At 61.6% G+C, this 22,393-nt stretch carries 22 protein-coding genes; 14 read left to right on the forward strand and 8 right to left on the reverse strand.

The window, feature by feature from the left end:
* Window positions 1–6 precede the first annotated feature (6 nt).
* The gene (gene rloA3, locus BN1137_RS16005; RefSeq protein WP_408605551.1) at window positions 7–507 is read right to left on the reverse strand and encodes a retropepsin-like aspartic peptidase RloA3; all 501 of its coding nucleotides are present in this window, start codon (window positions 505–507) and stop codon (window positions 7–9) included.
* A gap of 403 nt (window positions 508–910) precedes the next feature.
* On the opposite strand from rloA3, the gene BN1137_RS16010 reads away from it, so the two are divergent.
* The 6 genes from BN1137_RS16010 to BN1137_RS16035 all read left to right on the forward strand — a co-directional run bounded on the left by BN1137_RS16010 (window position 911) and on the right by BN1137_RS16035 (window position 6,712).
* Window positions 911–1,954: a GMP reductase gene (locus BN1137_RS16010; protein ID WP_050719551.1), complete on the forward strand. Its 1,044-nt coding sequence runs from the start codon at window positions 911–913 to the stop codon at window positions 1,952–1,954.
* 195 nt (window positions 1,955–2,149) lie between these two features.
* Window positions 2,150–3,358, forward strand: coding sequence for an elongation factor P maturation arginine rhamnosyltransferase EarP (earP, locus tag BN1137_RS16015; RefSeq protein WP_050719552.1), 1,209 nt, complete (start codon window positions 2,150–2,152; stop codon window positions 3,356–3,358).
* Between the two features lie 44 nt (window positions 3,359–3,402).
* Window positions 3,403–3,969, forward strand: a complete 567-nt coding sequence (efp, locus tag BN1137_RS16020) for an elongation factor P (protein WP_011707002.1) — start codon at window positions 3,403–3,405, stop codon at window positions 3,967–3,969.
* Between the two features lie 197 nt (window positions 3,970–4,166).
* On the forward strand, window positions 4,167–4,778 hold the full coding sequence (locus BN1137_RS16025; protein WP_050719553.1) for a DUF2238 domain-containing protein: 612 nt from the start codon (window positions 4,167–4,169) through the stop codon (window positions 4,776–4,778).
* A 107-nt stretch (window positions 4,779–4,885) separates the two neighbouring features.
* Complete coding sequence (locus tag BN1137_RS16030) at window positions 4,886–5,638, forward strand: DUF3530 family protein (protein WP_050719554.1); 753 nt, start codon at window positions 4,886–4,888, stop codon at window positions 5,636–5,638.
* Window positions 5,639–5,755: 117 nt separating this feature from the next.
* Entirely contained in the window at window positions 5,756–6,712 is a 957-nt protein-coding gene (locus BN1137_RS16035) for a D-2-hydroxyacid dehydrogenase (RefSeq protein WP_050719555.1), read from the forward strand.
* A 56-nt stretch (window positions 6,713–6,768) separates the two neighbouring features.
* Here the strand turns inward: BN1137_RS16035 and BN1137_RS16040 are convergent, their stop codons facing one another.
* A complete protein-coding gene (locus BN1137_RS16040) occupies window positions 6,769–7,263 on the reverse strand; it encodes a glycine zipper domain-containing protein (RefSeq protein ID WP_050719556.1) in 495 nt (164 codons plus the stop codon).
* Between the two features lie 235 nt (window positions 7,264–7,498).
* Entirely contained in the window at window positions 7,499–9,046 is a 1,548-nt protein-coding gene (locus BN1137_RS16045) for a sensor domain-containing diguanylate cyclase (RefSeq protein ID WP_050719557.1), read from the reverse strand.
* Between the two features lie 290 nt (window positions 9,047–9,336).
* Between BN1137_RS16045 and BN1137_RS16050 the strand changes: the two genes are divergently transcribed.
* The gene (locus BN1137_RS16050) at window positions 9,337–9,939 is read left to right on the forward strand and encodes a nitroreductase family protein (protein ID WP_050719558.1); all 603 of its coding nucleotides are present in this window, start codon (window positions 9,337–9,339) and stop codon (window positions 9,937–9,939) included.
* Window positions 9,940–10,052: 113 nt separating this feature from the next.
* The gene (locus BN1137_RS16055; protein WP_083443470.1) at window positions 10,053–11,516 is read left to right on the forward strand and encodes a GGDEF domain-containing protein; all 1,464 of its coding nucleotides are present in this window, start codon (window positions 10,053–10,055) and stop codon (window positions 11,514–11,516) included.
* Window positions 11,517–11,562: 46 nt separating this feature from the next.
* Here the strand turns inward: BN1137_RS16055 and BN1137_RS16060 are convergent, their stop codons facing one another.
* Both BN1137_RS16060 and BN1137_RS16065 read right to left on the reverse strand, forming a co-directional pair.
* Window positions 11,563–12,234: an HAD-IA family hydrolase gene (locus tag BN1137_RS16060; protein WP_050719559.1), complete on the reverse strand. Its 672-nt coding sequence runs from the start codon at window positions 12,232–12,234 to the stop codon at window positions 11,563–11,565.
* Window positions 12,231–12,476 carry a hypothetical protein gene (locus BN1137_RS16065; protein ID WP_050719560.1) on the reverse strand — a complete coding sequence of 82 codons (246 nt, stop codon included), beginning with the start codon at window positions 12,474–12,476 and terminating at the stop codon, window positions 12,231–12,233. The genes BN1137_RS16060 and BN1137_RS16065 overlap by 4 nt, the downstream gene beginning before the upstream one ends.
* A 132-nt stretch (window positions 12,477–12,608) precedes the next feature.
* Here BN1137_RS16065 and BN1137_RS16070 point away from each other — a divergent pair, with 132 nt between their 5' ends.
* Window positions 12,609–13,508 carry a LysR family transcriptional regulator gene (locus BN1137_RS16070; RefSeq protein ID WP_050719561.1) on the forward strand — a complete coding sequence of 300 codons (900 nt, stop codon included), beginning with the start codon at window positions 12,609–12,611 and terminating at the stop codon, window positions 13,506–13,508.
* Between the two features lie 94 nt (window positions 13,509–13,602).
* Here BN1137_RS16070 and BN1137_RS16075 read toward each other — a convergent pair whose 3' ends face one another.
* The 3 genes from BN1137_RS16075 to BN1137_RS16085 form a co-directional block, all read right to left on the reverse strand.
* Window positions 13,603–14,289: a cold-shock protein gene (locus tag BN1137_RS16075; protein ID WP_050719562.1), complete on the reverse strand. Its 687-nt coding sequence runs from the start codon at window positions 14,287–14,289 to the stop codon at window positions 13,603–13,605.
* Window positions 14,290–14,395: 106 nt separating this feature from the next.
* A complete protein-coding gene (locus BN1137_RS16080; protein WP_050719563.1) occupies window positions 14,396–14,962 on the reverse strand; it encodes a cysteine hydrolase family protein in 567 nt (188 codons plus the stop codon).
* 191 nt (window positions 14,963–15,153) lie between these two features.
* The gene (locus tag BN1137_RS16085) at window positions 15,154–16,317 is read right to left on the reverse strand and encodes an FAD-dependent monooxygenase (protein WP_050719564.1); all 1,164 of its coding nucleotides are present in this window, start codon (window positions 16,315–16,317) and stop codon (window positions 15,154–15,156) included.
* A 266-nt stretch (window positions 16,318–16,583) separates the two neighbouring features.
* On the opposite strand from BN1137_RS16085, the gene miaB reads away from it, so the two are divergent.
* The 5 genes from miaB (at window position 16,584) to lnt (ending at window position 22,309) form a co-directional block, all read left to right on the forward strand.
* On the forward strand, window positions 16,584–18,017 hold the full coding sequence (miaB, locus tag BN1137_RS16090; RefSeq protein ID WP_050719565.1) for a tRNA (N6-isopentenyl adenosine(37)-C2)-methylthiotransferase MiaB: 1,434 nt from the start codon (window positions 16,584–16,586) through the stop codon (window positions 18,015–18,017).
* Between the two features lie 55 nt (window positions 18,018–18,072).
* The gene (locus tag BN1137_RS16095) at window positions 18,073–19,119 is read left to right on the forward strand and encodes a PhoH family protein (protein WP_050719566.1); all 1,047 of its coding nucleotides are present in this window, start codon (window positions 18,073–18,075) and stop codon (window positions 19,117–19,119) included.
* Complete coding sequence (gene ybeY, locus BN1137_RS16100) at window positions 19,116–19,586, forward strand: rRNA maturation RNase YbeY (RefSeq protein ID WP_050719567.1); 471 nt, start codon at window positions 19,116–19,118, stop codon at window positions 19,584–19,586. The genes BN1137_RS16095 and ybeY overlap by 4 nt, the downstream gene beginning before the upstream one ends.
* 100 nt (window positions 19,587–19,686) lie before the next feature.
* Window positions 19,687–20,568, forward strand: coding sequence for a CNNM family magnesium/cobalt transport protein CorC (corC, locus tag BN1137_RS16105; RefSeq protein ID WP_050719568.1), 882 nt, complete (start codon window positions 19,687–19,689; stop codon window positions 20,566–20,568).
* Window positions 20,569–20,779: 211 nt separating this feature from the next.
* On the forward strand, window positions 20,780–22,309 hold the full coding sequence (lnt, locus tag BN1137_RS16110) for an apolipoprotein N-acyltransferase (protein WP_050719569.1): 1,530 nt from the start codon (window positions 20,780–20,782) through the stop codon (window positions 22,307–22,309).
* Window positions 22,310–22,393 lie beyond the last annotated feature (84 nt).

Consider the following 22,393-nt stretch of genomic DNA (forward strand, 5'->3'; position numbering starts at 1 on the left):
CGGCCGCTAATCGCAGCTGGGCTGCACTGTGAAGGTACGGCTGGAATCCACCGGCCCCAATTCCGCCAGCAGACGGCGGCCCAATAGCACGGGATAGTTCATGTCGCTACGATCTCGCAGGGTGAACCACTCCTTGTAGACCTTGTCGCCAAGGCAGATGGACATGGTCACCGTCGGCCTCTCCTCCATGCCACCGGCGCCACGTACCGTCACCGTGCGTTCCACCTGCCGCTCCAGAGTCTGGCTCACTTCCTTGTCCGTGTTGGCATCGGTCAGCACCAGGGTGAAGCGCACCCAGGGTTTGCCCTCGCGCTTGAAGTGCTGCAAGGAGCGCGCATCCATCGAGGAGGTCAGGGCGCCGGTATCGAGTTTCATCTTCACCGCCACTCCCGTCGGCATGATCAACCCCTTCTCGACCCAGCCATACACGGTTGGGGCCGCCCAGGCACCCTGTGACAAGCAGAGACTGGCCAGTAACAACCAGCGAAATTTATGTGATCCGGGCACGGCATCTTCCTCGTCAGGGCGGACCGGCAATGGCCCGCCCTGCCAGAGTGGCAGAGCCATGGTAACTGTCAACTGGCAAAAAACAGGGGGACAGAGAAAGTCGGGAGGCCAGATGCCGCTTGGGCTAGCGGCGCGACAACGGTTGACCATAAGGGACTTGGGACGGGAATGAGACGGGGATGTGGCATCAGCGAAGAGGTGCTGGATGACCCCCACCACCACGCTCAGGTTGTGACGCCAAAGGCTACCACAATGATGATTCAATTATCAGTCTTGTTCTGACGGGATTTTTCCCTAGACTGTTGTAAACCGGAGGCCTTGAAAACCTGCGGTTTTTTTGTGCCTGCCGAAAATTTGCCCACTGCAAAAGTGACTTTCAACAAGGCTCAATAAGGAATTCGTCATGCGTATCGAAGAAGACTTGAAGCTGGGTTTCAAGGATGTACTGTTCCGCCCCAAGCGCTCTACCCTCAAGAGCCGCTCCCAAGTCAGCCTGACCCGTCAGTTCACCTTCAAGCACAGCCAGACCCAGTGGCAGGGCGTCCCCGTCATCGCCGCCAACATGGATACCGTCGGTAGTTTCGCCATGGCCAGAACCCTGGCTGGCTTCGAGATGATGACGGCGGTGCACAAGCATTACAGCCTCGCGCAGTGGCAAGCCTTCGTCAACGAGACCGATCCGGCCCTGCTCGGCCATGTGATGGTATCGACCGGCACCTCGGAAGAGGATTTCATCAAGACCCGCCAGATCCTAGCCATGTCACCGGCCCTGCGCTTCATCTGCCTCGACGTGGCCAACGGCTACTCCCAGCACTTCGTCGAGTTCCTGCGTAAAACCCGTGACGCCTGCCCGAACCACGTCATCCTGGCAGGCAACGTGGTCACCGGCGAGATGGTGGAGGAGCTGATCCTCTCCGGCGCCGACATCGTCAAGGTTGGCATAGGCCCGGGCTCGGTCTGCACTACTCGAGTCAAGACCGGGGTCGGCTACCCGCAGCTCTCCGCCATCATCGAATGCGCGGATGCAGCCCACGGCCTCGGTGGCCAGATAGTCGGTGACGGCGGCTGCACCTGCCCGGGGGACGTGTCGAAAGCCTTCGGCGGCGGCGCCGACTTCGTGATGCTGGGGGGTATGCTGGCGGCCCACGAGGAGTGCGGTGGCGAGGTGGTGGAGGTTGATGGCTCCCCCTTCATGAAGTTCTACGGCATGAGCTCATCGAGCGCCATGGACAAGCACGCCGGCGGCGTCGCCGACTACCGCGCCTCCGAGGGCAAAACCGTGCTGCTGCCCTATCGCGGCCCGGTGGAAAATACCGTACGCGACATCCTCGGCGGCGTGCGCTCCACCTGCACCTATGTCGGCGCCAGCCAGCTGAAAGAGCTGACCAAGCGCACCACCTTTATCCGGGTGCGTGAGCAGGAGAACAACGTCTACGGCAAGGAGTGAATTTGCCCCTATGGACGGAGCTGAACTCAGCACACACCACCTGTATCCGGGTGCGTGAGCAGTAGAACAACATCTATGGTAAGGAATAACGCGCCACGGACAGCCGTCACGCGCTGACGGTTAGAAGCCAATCCACCGGTGTGCTACCCTGCCCACCGGTTTTTTTGTCTCTTTTTTCGTAGCTGGTGAACCAACATGACGACCCCTGCCCCCTCCGTTCAGCCCGACTTCGACTGGGATATCTTCTGCTGTGTCGTGGACAACTTCGGCGACATCGGCGTCACCTGGCGACTCGCCCGCCAGTTACAGCAAGAGGGTCATGGCCCAACCCACGACAGTGGAACAAAAGTCAGGCTCTGGGTGGACGATCTGGCCAGCTTCGCCCGCATCTGCCCGGGACTGGATCCCGCGCTGGACAGTCAGTGGGTAGAGGGCATCTATATTCAGCGCTGGCATGACACAGTGCTGCCCAACGTCGTACCAGCCAAAGTCGTTATCGAGGCTTTCGCCTGCGAGCTGCCCACCCCCTTCGCCCAGGCCATGGCCGAGCAGAGCCCGCCCCCTTGCTGGATCAATCTCGAATACCTCTCCGCCGAATCCTGGGTCGAGGATTGCCACGGCCTCGCCTCGCCCCAGCGGATCGGCAATCAGAGCCTTAACAAGTATTTCTTCTTTCCGGGCTTCACCAGCAAAACCGGAGGTTTGCTGTGCGAGCAGGGGCTTATCGGGGCACGGGAGCAGTGGCAGCAAGACCAGGCAGGCCTCGCTGCCTACTGGGCCAGCCTGGGGTTGCCGCCCAAGGAAGATGACGAGCTGAGGATAAGCCTGTTTACCTATGAGAGCGCCGCCCTCCAGAGCCTGGCAGCGAGCTGGTGCCTGGGCGCCACCCCAGTCACCTTGCTGCTGCCGCTCGGGCGTTCGCTCAGCGATGTGCTCACCGGGGCCGGTCTCTCCTCGGCCATTACCACGGCCAGCGCAGGGGAGCTACTGCACGCGGGCAATCTCACCATCAAGCTGCTGCCGATGACGGATCAGGCCGGATATGACCGATTGCTATGGAGCTGCGACTTCAACCTGGTGCGCGGCGAGGACTCCTTCGTGCGGACCCAGTGGGCGGCTCGCCCCTTCCTGTGGCACATCTACCCGCAAGACGATCAGGCCCACATAGCCAAGCTGGATGACTTCCTCGATCACTATCTGGCGGCCTTGCCAGCCGATGCGGCACAGTGGCTGCGTTCTTTCAGCCACGCCCTCAACCAGGGCGACGATGTTGGCGAACTCTGGTCACAATGGCCCGATTTCGACGCTATTTTGCAACAACATGCGCGAGACTGGTCACAGAAGTTGCTTGTCGATGGGGATCTCGTCACTCGGCTGGTGAAATTTTTGGAAAGCCGTATATAATCTGGCAGTTTTTATCTGCCCGTATACGAACAGGAATTTTTTACATGAAAACCGCACAGGAAATCCGCGCTGGTAACGTCGTCATGATCGGTACCGAGCCGATGGTGGTCCAGAAAGCCGAATTCAACAAATCCGGCCGTAACTCCGCCGTGGTCAAGATGAAGCTGAAAGGCCTGCTGAACGGCAGCGCCACCGAGACCGTATTCAAGGCTGACGACAAGCTGGAAGTCGTTCAACTGGAGCGTAAAGAGTGCACTTACTCTTACTTCTCCGATCCCCTGTATGTCTTCATGGACACCGAGTACAACCAGTACGACGTCGAGAAAGACAACCTGGGTGACGCGCTGAACTACATGGTTGACGGCATGGAAGACATCTGCGAAGTGACTTTCTACAACGAGAAAGCCATCTCCGTCGAGCTGCCGACCACCATCGTCCGCGAAGTTGAGTACACCGAGCCGGCCGCCCGTGGCGACACCTCCGGTAAAGTGACCAAGCCTGCTCGCCTGAAAGGCACCACCTACGAGCTGGCCGTTGCCGCCTTCGTAGAGATCGGCGACAAGATCGAGATCGACACCCGCACCGGCGAGTTCAAGCGTCGCGTCAACTGATCCGACGGCTTCATGCCAGTGTTGAAAAAAGCGAGCTCAGGCTCGCTTTTTCTTTATGAGCGCGCCGGCCCGGCCATTCAGCGCCGGTCAATGACAGCGGGGCGCAGATTGAGGGAGAATTCGTTTGCTCCCTTTACATCTCGCGTCAATCGGAGCTACACCATGAAGTCAGACTTATCCTTCATCACGGGCACCCCATGACATCTCATCAAAAAATCCTGCTGCTGTTGCTCACCTTGCTGGCGCTGGCGGTCTCTGGCTGGCAACCCTATGACCGAGTGACCTGGCTGCTGGAAGTCATTCCCGTGCTGATCGTCATGCCGTTGTTGCTGCTGAGCCACCGCAGTTACCCGCTCACCAGCCTGCTCTATCTCGGCATCTTCCTGCACGCCCTGGTGCTGATACTGGGCGGTGCCTACAGCTATGCCAGAGTGCCGCTCGGCTTTGACTTGCAACACTGGTTCGAACTCAGCCGCAACCCCTATGACAAGATTGGTCACTTCTTCCAGGGCTTCGTGCCCGCCCTCGCCTGCCGGGAGATCCTGCTGCGCGGCCACCATGTGCGGGGTAAACGCATGCTGGCATTCCTGGTGGTCTGCGTGGTGATGGCCATCAGTGCCAGCTATGAGCTGATCGAATGGGGCGCCGCCTTGGCGCTGGGCCAGGGGGCAGATGAGTTCCTCGGCACCCAGGGGGATCCCTGGGATACCCAGTCCGACATGTTCTGCGCCCTGATTGGTGCCATCAGCGCCCTGCTGCTGCTCACCCCCCTGCATGACAGGCAGCTGGCCAGGCTGGAACGACGTTAAGGCTCTGGGGGAAGGGCCCTGTCCCTTCCCCTGCTTTGCCCACCCCGGACGATTGCCCTTCAGAAAAAGGAGATGCCGCCGCTAACCCAGTGAACCGGGGAGCGCATATGGCCAGATTATCCTTACCACTGCTGTTGTTGAGCCTGCTGGCAAGCACCTGTTTGCCGGCCAGCGAGATTGCGCCCCTCGCACCGCCCGACCATTGGCAGGAGAGCGACTGGAAGGGGATACCAGACAGCACCCAGGTCGACAAACAGCGTGTGCTGTTCGCCAAACACGACAGCGACAGCTATCTGGGGTTGGCCATTCTGCTGCCGGACTGGCAGCGCAGCGGCCAGCTGTGGCAACTGACCCGGGATCTCGGCCGGCTCGGCTTCGATACCCTGCTGCTGCTGCCCTCTCCCCAGCAAGCCGAGCTGGATCCCGCCGCAGAGAAGAAGCAAAAGACCATAGATGCGTTTCGCCAGCAATTTGCCGAGCGCATCGTCAAGCTGAGCGACGCCAAGTTGCAAGAAGGCGGTTTCAAGCTGCTGCTGGCGCAAGGCACCAGCGCGGCCTGGGCCGCCAACCTCATCGCCAGCGAACAGCTGCCCGCCCCCGACGCCCTGGTGCTGCTCGATGGCTTCTTCCCCAATCAACTGAGCAACCAGACCCTGGCCAAGCAGGTGGCGCAGGCCAGCATACCGACCCTGGATCTCTATCAGGAGGAAGGGGGGCGCTGGCCGCTGCTAGCGGCAGAGGCGCGCAAGAGCGAGAGCCGGCGCAGCCATAAACTCAACTACCGCCCCTACGCCCTGATGGCCCTCGATGAAACCCCTGGCCGCATCCAGGGCTGGCTGACTCACCTCGGCTGGATCTGACCCAATCACAGATCATCGAAAGAATTGGGCCAAGCCGACGTAGCGGCTCTGGACTACTAGACTGGTCATCCCGCCCCCATCTTTGGCATCATGGCCTCATCAATGGCAGGAGGCTCCATGCAGCAAATCGTGTTTCTCGACAGCGACACCCTGGACGCCGGCATCAAGCTGGGTCGCCCCGATTTTCCCCATCACTGGCAAAGCTACCCCAATACCACGCCGGATCAAGTGGTGGCGCGGCTCAAATGTGCCAGCATCGCCATCATCAACAAGGTGTGCATCGGTGCAGACGAGCTGGCCCAGTTGCCGGAACTCAAACTGATCGCCCTGGCGGCCACCGGCAGCGACAACCTGGATCTGGAGGCCTGCCGCACCGCCCAGGTCGCCGTGTGCAACATTCGCAACTACTCAGGTCCCTCGGTCCCCGAGCATGCCATGGCGCTGATACTGGCCCTGTCACGCAACCTGTTTGCCTGGCGCCAATCCCTGCTGGAGGGACGCTGGCAGCAGAGCGACCAGTTCTGCTTCTTCGATCACCCCATCTCGGATCTGCACGGCAAGCGCCTTGGCATCATCGGCAAGGGCACCCTAGGGCAGGCCCTTGGCCAGCGCGCCAGCGCTATCGGCATGGAGGTGCGCTATGCCCAGAGCCAGGTCGGCGCCGTGGGGGATGAGGACAGGTTGCCGCTGGAGGCTCTGCTGCAAAGCTCGGATGTCATCAGCCTGCACTGCCCGCTGACGCCCTATACCCGCCACCTCATCGGCGAACGGGAACTGGCCATGATGAAACCGGGCGCCCTGCTCATCAACGTGGGCCGGGGCGGTCTGGTGGACGAGCAGGCCCTGCTGATGGCGCTCGCCAACGGTCGGCTTGGCGGCGCCGGTTTCGATGTGGCGAGCCAGGAACCCCCGCCCCCCGATCACCCGCTGATGCGGGCGCTGCAATACCCCAACTTCATACTGACCCCCCATGTGGCCTGGGCCAGCGAGGAGTCGATGCAGCGCCTCGCCGATCAGCTGATCGACAATATCAACGCCTTCTCCATCGGTCGGCGCCAGCACCGCCTGGTCTAAATGACGGACACGAAAAAGGGGCCAAGGGCCCCTTTTTCTGTCAACTCGGGATGACATCAGTCATCGTCGTGCCATCTGCGCTTCTTGTACTTCTTGTGATGCTTGTGGTGACCATTGTGATAGCCGTTGTCACCCCGATAGCGGTGACCACCCCGGTAATCGTTGTTGGACTCGTGACCATCGCCAGTTCTCGCACCGATGGCTGCGCCACCAGCGCCACCCACACCAGCCCCGATCAGGCGGCCGGTGTCGCCCCCCACGCTCTTGCCGAGGGCGGCACCACCCAGGGCCCCGACCGCACCACCAATGGCGGCTTCGTTCTTGTTACCCTTGTTCGCCGTGGCTGCCCCACCGGCCGCACCGCCGACGGCGGCACCGACCAGGGCGCCGGTATCACCACCCAGCTGCTTGCCGAGCATGGTGCCTGCCACCCCGCCGAGGCCACCCCCCAGTACGGTGTTAAGATCTTCCGAGGCCAACGCCGGGCCCGTCACCAGCAACAACGCTCCCAACAGCGCCATCGCGCCCATGCCGTGTTTTTTCGCGTCCATGGAGTACTCCTGTCAAACCTGATTGATTATTTTCCTGCACTATACAAAGCGCCGAAAACTCCGCTACTGGGGCCGCGGAGGATCAACCGGCAAGCAAACTGTCTCCCCTCGGCGACACAACCCGATTAAATAAGCTAACCATATGAAAATTAATTAAAAAAAAAGGTCACAGAAGAAATCATTCCCCCTGTGACCTCGCACTCATCGGACCTTGTTCGTTTTCCCCTCACGTCGCTCAGACAGATACTGTCACAACCTCCCCTTCGAGGGGGGATTCTTGCACCGGCAACAGGTGCCAGCAGTCCCGTCCCTGGTGTTTGCTGCGGTACAAACACTCGTCGGCGCGCTCGAACAGATCCTCTCCGACATCTGGGTAGTGTGCCCCACCGACACTCAGGGTGATGGACTCCTTGAACTCGCGCCACTTCAAGCCCCGCACCCGGGCGAGCAGATAGGTCAGGCGCTGCTCAACCTCCTCATGGCTCCAGGGCAGGATGGCCGCGAACTCATCCCCACCGATGCGATAAACCTGAGTCTCCCCCAGCACCCTCGCCAAGATGACCGCCACCCGGTACAGCACGGCGTCGCCGACCCTATGACCCCAGTTGTCATTGATGCGCTTGAAGCGATCCAGATCGATCAGCACCAGCCAGTAAGGGGTCTGTGCCTGTTCCAGAGCAGATCGGTGTTGATCGAAGGCACGCCGGTTCATGATGCCGGTGAGGGGATCGTGCAACAGCGCGTCTTGCCCACGTCGGACGTGAGTTCTGACCTGATCGATCTCCCCCAGGCTTCTGCGTACAAACCAGGTGCGCGGCCTGCCCGGTAGCTCCTCCCTGTGTTGCATGATGCTGAGCAGGGATCCCTGCACCAGCGCCTGCTCCTGACGAAAGATCCGTACCAGAAACAGCAGGCTGCACAGCCAGGTGACGAGCAGTGCCAGCAAGGGCAGCACCACCATCAGCAGGGTCTCCTGCAAGCTGTCGTGAAACTGGGCCGGCGGCAGATAGATATTGAGATCCCAGCCGACATCGGCCAGCTCGAGTTTGAGGTGACGCCCGTGGCGGATCACATTCAGCCCGAGGCTCCCCGACTCGGCATGCTCGTCCAGCACCGCCGGTATCAAGCCCAGATTGTGCCCCACGATGACTTGGCCGCTCTTGCGCGCCGTGAGGTAGATGGCGGCCTGCTCATCCCCCATGGCCCGGCTCAGCGCCTTCTGCAAGCTGTCAAACGACAGGTCCACCATCAGCAGGCCCAGCAGCTGACCGTCCTCTTCAACCCGCTTGATCAGGGTCAGGCTCTGTTTATCTGATTTAAAATCCGGGTAGGGGCCAAACCAGATCAGCTCATCGCTGTCGCTGCTCATGACCTGGTACCAGGGTCGTTGCCGCGCCACGTAATCCGTGGAGAACGCCCTCGCTGGGTAGCTGCTGATCTCATCGAAGCGGGCGTTGTAAAAGTAGAGGTAGTGGGCATCGTGCTTGAACTGGTGGGCGATGGCCCAGATCGGATTGACGGCCGACTCGCCCCGGGCGATAGCCTGTCTGTCCAGCGACGCCTCCAGCACGGCGAGTTGGCGCTGATTGTCCAACACCATCTCCTGGATCAGGGCGGCGTCGATGGAGGTGAGCATCTGCTCATAACCCGCCACCGTCTTGTCGATGCTGCGCAGGTAGCTGGCCACGGCCAGCAACAGGGTGGAGATCAGCACCAGAGCGCCGAGGAGAAAAGAGAGCGGGGTCAGTATGTAGTAACGTTTTTTGATGATCTCGCCAGTCATGCCGTCCTCTATAAAATATCATTCCATATCAATTTTATGGTGTGACATGCTGTGAAAATATTGATTGAAATCATTAACCCATAAGGTTATTGATAAAAAAGACATCATTTATATCGACCGGCGATTTCTGGTTTTGTCATGTGAATATCCATAAAAAGTAGAAACAGTCATCACCCTGCGTTGACGGTTTATCGAGCAGAAGGTGTTATAGTCCTATGCTCGAGAAATCGGAGCCAGATGGCCTTTTCCGGCGTGAATGGCAGTGATGATTTATCAACCAAGGAGATGTTATGAGCAGTCCGTTTATCGAACAGATCAAAGTACGTCGTACCATCTATGCCCTAGGCGACCAGGTTTCCCATACCCAGGCACAACTGACTGCCCTTATCCAGGACGCCGTCAAGCACAGCCCCTCTTCCTTCAACTCCCAAAGCTCCCGCGCCGTCATCCTGTTTGGAGCCGAGCACCACAAGCTGTGGGATATCGTCAAGGCTGAGCTGAAGAAAATCGTGCCGCCAGAAGCCTATCCCCAGAGCGAGGCCAAGGTGGATGGCAGCTTCCGCGCCGGTTTCGGCACAGTGCTGTTCTTCGAAGACACCGCCGTCATCAAGGATCTGCAGCAGCAGTTTGCCCTCTATGCCGACAACTTCCCGATCTGGTCAGAGCATGCGACCGGGATCGCCCAGTTTGCGGTCTGGACCGCGCTGGCACAGGAAGGGGTCGGTGCTTCCCTGCAGCACTACAACCCGTTGATCGACGAGGCCGTGCGCAAGCAGTGGGATCTACCCGCCAGCTGGCTGCTGCGTGCCCAGATGCCCTTTGGCAGCATCAAGCAACCGGCCGGTGACAAGACCTTCATCGGCGACGACGTTCGCTTCCGGGTCTTCGGCTAATCTCCCGCGCCCCCTCCTCGAGGGGGCCGTTTCTGTTCCCTGTCTGTACTGCCCATTTCGTTTCCCAGCGCTCATACTCAGTGGCAACCGCACCACAGCCACAGGGACGCCTTATGGAAGAGACCAGCCAGCCGCGTATCTCATCCATCCTCTCTCCCTTGTTTGCCTTGCTGTGCGTCACCACCCTGGTACTCCTCTTCTCGCTGATCGGCATCTTCACCCGCCCCCCGAATCTGCTGGCGGCCTTCTGGCCAGCCAATGCCGTGCTGCTCGGCGTCATGCTGCGCTACCCGCGCCTGGCATCCCCATCCGGCTGGCTGGGGGGCGTCATCGGTTATCTGCTCGCCTCCCTGTTCACTCAGGACGAGGCGTTCAAGACCGCGCTGCTGACCCTGGGCAACCTGGCTGGCGTCAGCGTCGGTTATCTGCTGTTTCGCCACCTGGATCAGGAAGACAGACGGCTGCGGCGACCCATGTCCATCGTCTTCCTGCTGCTCATCGCCATGGCCGCCTCATTGGCGGCCGGTCTGGTCGGCGCCCTGATCAATCCCCTGCTGTTTCAGGGCTCCATCCTCTACGGGCTCGGCTTCTGGTTCGCCAGCGAGCTGGTCAACTACATGGCCATACTGCCGGTGATCCTGACCCTGCCGCCACCGGGCAGCCTGTCCCAGTGGCGCACCCTGCTGTTCCAGACGCCGGTCTCCTGGGCCAGTCTGCTGCCCCTGCTGAGTTTTCTGTGCACTCTGCTGTTATCACTGCTGATCGCCGGCCCCGGCTCCATCGCCTTTCCGGTGCCGGCCCTGCTGTGGTGCGCCGTCAGCTACTCGGTGTTTGCCACCAGCCTGCTGTCGCTGTGCTTCAGTACCCTGACCCTGCTCGCCCTCTCCAACGGTTTTCTGGTCATCAGCCACGATACCCAGACCCAGTACTGGATGTTCTCGGTGCGGATCGGCGTCATGCTGATTGCGCTCACGCCGCTCACCGCCGCCAGCATCATGGCGGCGCGCAACAGCCTGCTGCGCAAGATGGAGTACCTGGCCCATCACGATCACCTGACCGGCGCCCTCAATAGAGCCGGCTTCTGGCCTGCGGCCCAGCAGATGCTGGAGCGGCTCGCGCGGCAACAGCGGCCGATCGCGGTCTGCATGCTGGATTTGGATAACTTCAAGCGCATCAACGACAACCATGGTCACGAGGCGGGGGACAGCATGCTGCAAGCCTTCACCACCGCGGTACGCCAGCATCTGCGTCAGGGGGATCTGTTTGGTCGACTGGGAGGGGAAGAATTTGCGGTACTGCTGCCCAACACCGCCAGGCAACAGGCGCTGGCGATTGTCGAGCGACTGCGTGAAGCCGTGGCCCAACTGGGCGTACAGGATGGGGCTGGCAACCCGGTCAGAGTCACGGTCAGCATCGGCATCGCCTGTCAGCAACAGGGGCATGTCAACCTGGACAGGCTGCTCTCCCAGGCCGACAAGGCGCTATACCGCGCTAAGCACAATGGCCGCAACCGAGTGGAGCAGCATCCGGAAGGGGAGCCGGATAACCCAAGCCCCACTCACCCCTACGAACACTAGCCGTCTCGCCCGCCACGCCCCTGTGATGGCATGCTCGCGGCTACTGTCAGACGGGCAGGCACTCGCGCCGCCCGGACAGGCTGAGCCGCAGACCCGCCTCATCTTCTGACACCCCAAGCTGCCGCCAGTCATCGAGCCAGCCGCTCACCCTGTCATTGAGCAGGCGTTCGCCTCCTATCTGCACCACCCGGCAACCGGCCTGCAAAGCGCTCGCGATGCCAGCCTTGGCATCCTCGAATACCAGACAGTCGGCGGGATCCAGGCCAAGCCGGCTCGCCGCCAGCAGATAGGGCTCGGGATCCGGCTTGCCCCGCACCACGTCATCCCCGCCTATCATCAGCCCCGGCGGCGGCAGCCCGGCATCGGCGAGCCGCCCCCGCGCCACCCGTTTGCTGGCTGAGGTGACCAGTGCCCAGCGAGCGGCGGGCAGGCCATGGAGCAGGGCCCGAGCCCCCTCGATCGGCTCGGCCACCCCGGTGTGCTCGAGCTCCAGCTCGTCCAGCCGCACCATCTCCACCGCGATGTCCAGCTGAGGCGCCAGTGCCTCGATCACCTCCTTCGCCCGCACCCCGTGACACATGGCCAGTACGGGCTCGGGCGCCAGCCCATGGTGCTGGCACCAGAGCCGCCATACCGTCTCCACGCCCGCGGTCGACTTGATCAGGGTGCCATCCATGTCCAGCAGCAGGGCCCTGGCCCGCAAGGTGATGGAGTTCATGTCGCCGCTCCCGCCAACGTGGATTCGACCCCGGACAGCGAGCTGGCGAGCGCCTGACGCTGAGCCTTAGCCTCATAGCAGGCCAGGGCCTGCTCGGTGTCACTCGCCCACACCAGCAGGGGCGCCACCACGAACCCCTGTGACAACAGGCTGGCCAACAGCTCCCCCGTCTCGGCCGCCGCCAGCGGCTGAGCCATGATGAGGCTTCCCTTGATTAGAAACAGATAACGTTCGCTTTGCATGATGTGACTCCTCGTTCCCCGTTCAGGCCGACCCCCGACCCGCTGCAACACCATTAGAACAAGGCAGATAGATAATTTATAATCACTAAATCGCCACATTTGATAATCAAACGGAATGGATAACCAAACGGAATGAAATTCGATCTGAGGCAACTGCACGCGTTCGTGACCCTGGCCGAGACGGCCAACTACCGGGAGGCCGCCAACCGGCTGTTTATCACCCAGCCGGCGCTCACCAAGCAGATCCAGGGGCTGGAGCTGGCCCTCGGCAGCACCCTGTTCAACCGGGGACGCCACGGCGCCGAGCTGACCGCCATCGGCGTTCAGCTACTCAGCCAGGCTCGCGCCCTGGTCAATCATGGCAAGGAGTTCGAACGCCATGCCCTGGCGCTGGCGAGCGGTCTCGCCGGGCGGCTCAAGATGGGGTTCGGGCTGTCGAGCTTCGTGCTGGCACCCTCTCTGGTGGCCCGTTTCAAACGCCAGGTCCCCGAGGTGATGGTGCATCTGCAGGACATGCCCTCCGCCATCCAGCACGAGATGCTGCTGTCCGGCCAGTTGCAGGTCGGCTTTACGCGCCGGCCAGAGGCGCCGCAGCTACACGAGCACAGATTGTTGACGGACAGGCTGGTGCTGGCGGTGCCGACCCAGCTGATAGGGCCAGATCCCGCTACCTTCGACGTGGAGCAGGCGCTGGTGCACCAACCCCTGTTGCAGATGGTGGGCCATCGCTGCCCCGGCCTCACCCAGCAGATCGCCAACTTCCTCGGCGCCAACCGGCTGACCGGCGTCATCCAGGAGGCGGAGGACATCCAGACCCTGGTGGCCCTGGTGGCCGCCGGCATAGGCAACGCCATACTGCCCCGCAGTGTCAGCTTTATCGCCGGCCCGGACGTCACCCTCTACCCCCTCTCTGGCCCCTACTCTGAGTGGGAAATCAGCCTGGTGTGGAACGCGACCTTTGCCGATCCCATCCGCGATCAGTTTCTGGCGCTGGTCAAGGCCGCCCACCCGCAGGTCAGATCCGCCACATGATGCACAAGTGCCCTGGCCTCTCGGTCATCCGAGCGGGGTGAGAAGGTTGGCCAGCCCAGGCGGGCTGGCCTCTTTTGCTGATGGCTCTGACCACTCACTGACCGCACCATTGGCTTTCACAAGGAATGCCATTGCCTCTGCCATGGCCATCCATCTTGGTATTGGGGCAATTTTGCAAAAACCAGGTCGCCTCCTCACAGGAGGTCATCTGGGAGCAGTACTGCCTACCGTCGCATTGTTTGATAAAAGTGGGGGTCGACGGTGCGCTATCGAAAGCGCTCACCCCGGCACTCGCTGGTGAGGAGGTCGGCAGGGGCGAGGGTGACTCGGCCGAGAAGCGGGAGTAAATGGAGAACAGGCCCGCCAGCACCAGCAGCGGGATCAGCTTGCCGCGCCAGTTGCCCTGTCGTCTATAGGTGGGTTGTCTGCGGGGCCGAGACGCCGTGCTCTTCGCCATGGAGGAGGCCACAGAAGGCGGCAAGCTGCTGGATTCATCGCGTCTGGGCGAGGGCCGCTCGGGCGCCGGGCTGAAGCCATCCGCCAGTGACAGAGGCCGGTCGGGGAAGAACACCTGCACGGCGCAGGGCTTGTCATCCTTGCCGACGCCGAGCCGATAAGAGACCCGCTCCCCAGGCTCGGGCGGCCTGCCGTCAAACGTCAGGGCGGAGACGTGCACAAACAGATCGGCGTCTTTCTGCTCTTGCGGTGACTGTGACTGCGGCTTGATAAAGCCAAAGCCGCGCTGGGCGTTCCAGCTCGCAATTTTTCCTTGATAACGCATGCCCTCATCCTTGTGGTCAGCGACTTTTTACCATCTTGCCCAAAACGACGCGGTTTCAACAGCGGCCCATGAGCAAAATGTGAGCGACTCGATAGGGGCGACGCTATCAGGCCAGCTGGGCCACCTTGATGACCTCGGCGATGCGGCCGAGCAGGCGCAGCGAACTCTGGTGCTCCATGGCATCGGCGGCGGCGCAGGCATCCTCGAGGATGGTGATGCGGTAATCCCTGTCGTGCCCGTCCCGGGTGGCGGCCTGAATGGCCCAGCTGGTGCTGACCCCGCACAGATAGAGATGATCGACCTGGTTGGCCCGCAGCGCCGGCTCCAGCGCCGTGCCGTAGAAGGGACTGACCCTGGGCTTGGTCAGCACCAGATCGCTTGTCTGCACGTCCAGCTCGGGGTGAAAATCGGTGCCGCTGCCGTCCAGCGACAGAGCGCCAAACTGCTGGGCCCGGCCAAACATGGGGGAATCCTTGGGCTGCAACTTGTAACCGGCATCGAAGCCCACCTTGATGAGGATCACCAGCCAGCCCTGGGCGCGGGCATGGGCCAGCGCCTGGTTCGCATGCTTGATGGCATCCTGCTCCACCACGTGAGCCGCCGAGGCGGCGATCCGACCGTCCGGGTGGGCAATGTCGTTGATAAAATCGATCACCAGCAGTGCCTTGTTCATCCACTTTCTCCTGATTGTCTGACCCTATTATCTGACTCTATTATCTGACTCTGTTGCCTGACGCTATTCAGCCCTTTCGCCCGCCGACATCACCCAGGGGGCAGCCTTGTGGCATATAAATCACTAAATACATCAGCATGGCAGATCAATATTCCATAAGTTAATTCACCAGCAGTTAAAAACACTAACCCTTATACCAGCCCCAGCGCGTAACGCAGCGCCATCTCCTTGAGCGGGCCCGCCTTGTCCGCCAGATTCAGCGCCAGATTGCGGGCCAGTTTGAGCGGCCCAATCTCGTTGCTGAACACGCCGTAGAAGAGATCCATCCCCGACTGCATCAGCAGGTTGTCCGGGCGGCGCCTGCGCTCATAGCGCTCGGCCTGAGCCTGTTGGTGCCAGTTGCTGCCCGCCTTGGTGAGCAGCTCGACCCAGCAGGCCACGTCCTTGAAGCCGAGGTTGACCCCCTGCCCCGCCAGCGGATTGATGGTGTGGGCCGAGTCCCCAAGCAGCACCACCCGCCCGGCGTGATAGTCGTTGGCATGGCGGCGCACCAGCGGGAAGCTGCCCTTGCCGGTCACGCTGAACCCGCCGAGCCGGGCCGGGAAGTGGCGGCGCACCTCGATGGCCAGCGCTTCGTTGCTCAATGCCGACAGGGCACGAATGCGGGCCGGGCTGTCGTACCACACCAGGGAGCCGTGCTGACCCGGCAGCGGCAAAAAGGCGCGCGGGCCGCTTGGGGTGAACTGCTGCCAGGTGATGTCTTCTTGCCCGAAGTCGGTGTCGATATTGATCAGCATGCAGTGCTGGCGGTACTCGAAGCGCGACACGCCGATGCCGGCGAGACGGCGGGTAAGGGACTCGGCGCCGTCGCAGGCCAGCACCCAGCGCGCCTGCAGTTCGGTGCCATCATCCAGGGTCAGCACCGCGGCATCCGCGCTCTGGCGCAGGCTCTGCACCGCCGCCGGGGTATGGGTCTGGATGTTGGGGAAATCTTCCATTCTTTTGAGCAGGGCGAGCTGCACCAGCCGGTTCTCGATGATGTAGCCGAGCTGGGGCAGCCCCAGATCGGCGGCGTCGAAGCGGGTGGCAAAGCCGTCCAGCTCCCAGGTCTCCAAGCGGCGGTAGGGGCACAGTCGCATCTGCTGCAGATGTTGCCAGGCACCGGCCTGATCCAGCAGCGCTACCGAGGCCTGGCTGATGGCGGAGACCCGCAGATCCAGCGGCTGCTCGGGGGCATAGGGCTCGGGCAGCTGGGTCTCGATGACCCGGATGGAGAGGCCTTGCGCCGCCAGCAGACAGGCGGTGGCTGCCCCGACCATGCCGGCGCCGACGATGGCGATATCACAGTGTTCCATAGCGTATTTCCTGAAAAAGGGTCGCCCCGGACAAGGATAGAGGGGCCAAACCGAATGGGGGCATGATACCGCAAGGACCTGCGATAAACAGTGAGACAAGCGGCGAATTACCGAGCCAAATCAGGGGCAAAGCCTGTACTGGCGGGAAGCTGGGGCCCACTGGCGAGCGGGATATTCGCTAGTCAGCATTCAGATTGCGGAGTAAAATGCCCGGTCGTTTGACCCTGTCAAATTTTAAAAACAGCCAAAAACAGCCAAGAGTAGCAATGAGCAAGAAACTTCATATCAAGACCTGGGGCTGCCAGATGAACGAGTATGACTCGTCCAAGATGGCGGACTTGTTGGACGCCAGCAATGGCTACACCCTGACCGAGGAGCCCGCAGAGGCCGATGTCTTGCTGCTCAACACCTGCTCCATCCGTGAGAAGGCTCAGGAGAAGGTGTTCCACCAGCTCGGTCGCTGGAAGAAGCTCAAGCTGAAAAAGCCAGGCCTGGTGATAGGCGTCGGTGGCTGCGTCGCCTCCCAGGAAGGGGAAGCCCTGCGCAGCCGCGCCCCCTATGTGGACATAGTCTTCGGCCCGCAGACCCTCCATCGTCTGCCCGCCATGATCAAGCAGGTGCAGGAAGGCCGGGGTGCCCAGGTGGACATCGCCTTCCCCGAAATAGAGAAGTTCGACAACCTGCCGGAGCCGCGCGCCGAGGGGGTCACCGCCTTCGTCTCCATCATGGAAGGCTGCTCCAAATACTGCTCCTTCTGCGTGGTGCCTTACACCCGTGGCGAAGAGGTGAGCCGCCCGCTCGACGACGTGCTCTACGAGATAGCCCAGCTCGCCCAGCAAGGCGTGCGCGAGGTGAACCTGCTCGGTCAGAACGTCAACGCCTACCGCGGCCCGACTTTTGATGACAATCACTGCAGCTTCGCCGAGCTGCTGAGGCTGGTGGCGGCCATCGACGGCATCGACCGCATCCGCTACACCACCAGCCACCCCATCGAGTTCACCGACGACATCATCGAGGTCTATAGAGACACCCCCGAGGTAGTCAGCTTCCTGCACCTGCCGGTGCAAAGCGGCTCGGATCGCATCCTGACCATGATGAAGCGCCCGCACACCGTGCTGGAGTACAAGTCCAAGATCCGCCGCCTGCGCGCCGTTCGCCCCGACATCACCATGAGCTCGGATTTCATCGTCGGCTTCCCGAACGAGACGGACGAGGACTTCGAGGCCACCATGAAGCTGATCGAAGAGATCAACTTCGACATGAGCTTCAGCTTCATCTACAGCCCGCGCCCCGGCACTCCGGCCGCCGACCTGCCGGACGACGTCGACATGGAGGTGAAGAAGGCCCGCCTCGCCCGGCTGCAAAACCAGATCAATCACCAGTCCATGCTCATCGGCCGCGCCATGCTGGGCTCGGTGCAGCGCATCCTGGTGGAGGGGCCCTCCAAGATGGATCCCATGCAGCTGTCTGGCCGCACCGAGAACAACCGGGTGGTCAACTTCGAGGGTCCCCATACGCTGATTGGCGGCTTCGCCGACGTGGAGATCACCGATGTGCGTCCTTACTCCTTGCGCGGTCGCTTCATCCGCGGGGAAGATGAGATGAACCTGCGCATCGCCACGGCGCCCCAGGAGATCCTGGCCCGTCGCCCGGACAATGTACCGGATGAGCTGGGCGTTGCCGCCTTCAGGCCCCATTGATCAATCATCGCCATCCGGCACGGCCGGATGGCGAAACAGCTGAGACGAGGACACTTTGAGCCGACACATCTCGACCCTGAACCTGCATCTGGAGCCCGCCGACAATCAGCGCCTCGCCAGCCTGTGCGGTCCCTTTGACGACAACCTCAAGCAGCTGGAACGCCGCCTCGGCGTCGAGATCAGCTACCGTGACAACCACTTCCAAGTGCTCGGCAAGCAGGCGCAGATCGATGCCGCCGCCGTCATCCTCAAGCACCTCTATGTGGAAACCCAGCCGCTCAAGGGTGGCAAGGTGACCGACATCACCCCCGACCTGGTGCACCTGACGGTGCAAGAGTCCCGGGTTCTGGAGCAGAACGAGGAAGACGTACCGGGTCAGCCCTATGGCAAGGAAGTGACGGTCAAGACCAAGCGCGGCCTCATCAAGCCCCGCAGCCCGAATCAGGCCCAGTACATCGCCAATATCGTGCGCCACGACATCAGCTTCGGCATAGGCCCGGCCGGTACCGGCAAGACCTATCTGGCGGTAGCTGCCGCGGTGGATGCGCTGGAGCGCCAGGAGATCCGTCGCATCCTGCTGACCCGCCCGGCGGTGGAAGCGGGCGAGAAACTCGGCTTCCTGCCCGGCGATCTCTCCCAGAAGGTGGATCCTTATCTGCGTCCGCTCTACGACGCCCTGTTCGAGATGCTGGGTTTCGAGCGCGTCGAGAAGCTGATGGAGCGCAACATCATCGAGGTAGCGCCGCTCGCCTATATGCGCGGCCGCACCCTGAACGACGCCTTCATCATCTTGGACGAGGCCCAGAACACCACCACCGAGCAGATGAAGATGTTCCTGACCCGCATCGGCTTCAACTCCAAGGCGGTGGTCACCGGCGACATCACTCAGGTGGACTTGCCGCGCAGCACCAAATCCGGTCTGCGCCATGCGCTGGAAGTGCTGCAGGGTGTCGATGGCCTGTCGTTCAACTTCTTCGAGTCCAAAGACGTGGTGCGCCACCCCGTGGTAGCCCGCATCGTGCAAGCCTATGAGGCGTTCGACGCGACGCAGGCCGAGGCCATTCCTGCCAAAGCCAATTCAACAAAAGAGAGTACTAAATGAGCGTGACCCTGGATCTGCAACTGGCCTGCGCCAGCCCGGAAGGCCTGCCGACCGAGGCCCAGCTGCAAGGCTGGCTCGACGGCACCATACTGGGTTTCCAGGAAGAAGCCGAGGTGACGGTGCGGCTGGTGGACGAGGCCGAGAGCCGCGAGCTCAACCACACCTATCGTGGCAAGGATAAGCCCACCAACGTGCTCTCCTTCCCGTTCGAAGCCCCTCCCGGCATGGATCTGCCCCTGCTCGGGGATCTGGTGATCTGTCGCCAGGTGGTGGAAGCCGAGGCCATCGAGCAAAATAAACCGCTGGAGGCCCACTGGGCTCACATGGTTGTGCACGGCAGTCTGCATCTGCTAGGTTATGACCATATCGAGGATGAGGAAGCAGAAGAGATGGAACAGCTCGAGCGCGACATCATGCAGGAGCTCGGCTTCCCCGATCCCTATCTCGACGACGAAGTCGACGTATAAAGGCAGCCTGGATGGTCACCCGATTGAAACAGAAGGTGGCCATCCTTATATTGCCAAGACAAGCATTCCTATGTGTTCACACGAGTAACCAAGAGAGAAAATGACCGACGATCACCCTAGTACCGGCTCGCCGAAGAAAACCTGGCTCGATAAACTCAGCCAACTCTTCCAGGGCGAGCCAAAAGACCGCAACGATTTGGTGGAAGTGATAGCCGACGCCGAGGAGCGAGACCTCATCGATCAGGACACCAAGGACATGATCGAGGGCGTGCTCGAAATTGCCGAGCTGCGTGTGCGCGACATCATGATCCCCCGCTCCCAGATGGTGACCATCGAGAAGTCCCAACCGGTGGACGAGTTCCTGCCGGTCATCATCGAATCCGGCCACTCCCGCTTCCCGGTGATCAACGAAGACAAGGATCATGTGGAGGGCATCTTGCTCGCCAAGGATCTGTTGCCGTTCGGCTTTGGCGGCCACCACGCCAGCGAGCCACTGCAGCTCGAGCAAATCTTGCGTCCTACCGTGATCGTGCCCGAAAGCAAGCGGGTTGACCGTCTGCTCAAGGAGTTCCGCGAAGAGCGCTACCACATGGCCATAGTGGTGGACGAGTTTGGCGGTGTCTCCGGTCTGGTGACCATCGAAGACATACTGGAGCTCATCGTCGGCGAGATTGACGACGAGTTCGACGACATCGAGGACGAGCCGGAAGAGATCCGCCGCATCAGCAAGCGGGTCTTCTCGGTCAGCGCCCTCACCGAGATCGAAGACTTCAACGACTTCTTCGGCACCCAGTTCAGCGATGAAGAGGTAGACACGGTCGGCGGCCTGGTGATGCACGCCTTCAGCCACCTGCCGAAGAAGGGCGAGGAGATCGAGCTCGACGGCTACCTGTTCAAGGTGATGCACGCGGACCGTCGTCGCCTGCAGCAGCTGCAGGTGAAGATCCCGGAAAACCACCCGGCGGCCCAGCCGGAGTCCTGATCCCGTTCTTCCCGCAGTCTGACGATGTTGCGCCCCTCTTGCAGGGGCGCTTGTCATTTCAACGCTACCCTCTTGCCAGCCTTGTCCCTGCCGACACCACCTCGATACAACACCAAAATCCCGATAGCCGGGAGGCTCGCCGTTGACCCTGTTTACGGTTAAGATGTCGGCCACTTAACTTTTATTCAGCCCAATTCGAGCCCCTAGACCAGTGAAATCGAAACTTCTGACAAGCCTATGTGCCTTTGCTTGTGGCGCCCTCGCCGTGCTGGCCTTCTCCCCCTTTGGCTACTGGCCCCTGGTCATTCCCTCCCTGCTCGGGCTCTATGCCCTGGTGGACAAAGCCAGCCCCAGACAGGCCGCCTGGCGCGGTTTTGGTTATGCCATGGGCCTCTTCCTGCCGGGTCAGTGGTGGATCCACGTCAGCATGACCGAGTTCGGTGGCATCCCGCTGCCGGCCGCCTTCGTGTTGCTGGCCGGGCTCGCGGCCTATCTGTCGCTCTACCCGACCCTGGCCTGCTGGCTGTTTGCCCGCTTCTTCAGTGGTCGCCACTGGAGCCGCTGGCTGCTCGCCTTCCCGGCGCTCTGGCTGGTGGCCGACTGGCTGCGGGGCTGGGTGATGACCGGCTACCCCTGGCTCTGGTTTGGTTACACCCAGATTGACGGTCCCCTCAAGGGCTTCGCCCCCATCTTCGGGGTGCAGGGCATCACGCTGGCCCTGCTGCTCTGTGCCTCTGCCCTCTGGCTGACCTGGCAGAGCCGCAAGCCGGCCTGGCTGCTGCTGCCCGTCGCCCTGGTGGGCGCGGCGCAAGGGCTGATGCAGCTGAACTGGGTGACCCGGGGCGAGCCGGTCAAGGTGGCGCTGGTGCAGGGCAACATCGCCCAGTCCCTCAAGTGGGATCCGGAGGCGCTGATCCCGACGGTGCGCACCTATCAGGATCTCAGCCGCGAGAATCAGGACGCCGACATCATCATCTGGCCGGAATCCGCGATCCCGGCCATCGAGAAGGAGATGGGCACCTATCTGGAGAGCCTGGACAAGGCGATGAAGGTGAACGACACCGGCTTGCTGGCGGGCATCATCCATTACGATCAACAGCAGCAGCGTTTCTTCAACACCGTGCTCGGCATGGGGGTGCAGGATCTGGACGGCAAAGAGTCCTACCACTACGAACACAAGAACCGCTACTACAAGTACCACCTGCTGCCCATCGGCGAGTTCGTGCCCTTTGAAGATCTGCTGCGCCCTATCGCGCCCTTCTTCAACCTGCCCATGTCCTCCTTCAGTCGGGGTGACGAGGTGCAACCGAACCTGATCGCCAAGGGGCTCAAGTTCGCCGCCGCCATCTGCTACGAGATCATCTTCCCGGACGAGGTGCGTCGCAACGTGCAGCCGGATACCGACTTCCTGCTGACCGTTTCCAACGACGCCTGGTTCGGCACCAGTATCGGCCCCTGGCAGCACATGGAAATCGCCCGCATGCGCGCCCTGGAGCTCGCTCGCCCGCTGCTGCGCGACACCAACACCGGCATCACCATAGTCACCGAAATCGACGGCAGCATCATCGCCCAGATCCCGCAGTTCGAAGCCGGGGTGCTGCGCGCCGAGGTGCGTCCGGCCCACGGCTCGACCCCTTATCTGCGCTTTGGCAGCTGGCCGCTGTATGGCATCGCCGCCCTGCTGCTCGGCCTCGCGCTGGCACTGCGGCCTCGCGCCCACCCCTGGGCCCGTCAGCTCTAAGAAGACGCGAAAATGTGTCGCCCATAAAAGAGGCGCCCTCATGGGGCGCCTCTTTTCATTGCATCATAGGACTGGCTCGAAGGC

Source organism: Aeromonas tecta, assembly GCF_000820185.1.
In the GTDB taxonomy this organism is placed as follows: Bacteria; Pseudomonadota; Gammaproteobacteria; order Enterobacterales; family Aeromonadaceae; genus Aeromonas; species Aeromonas tecta.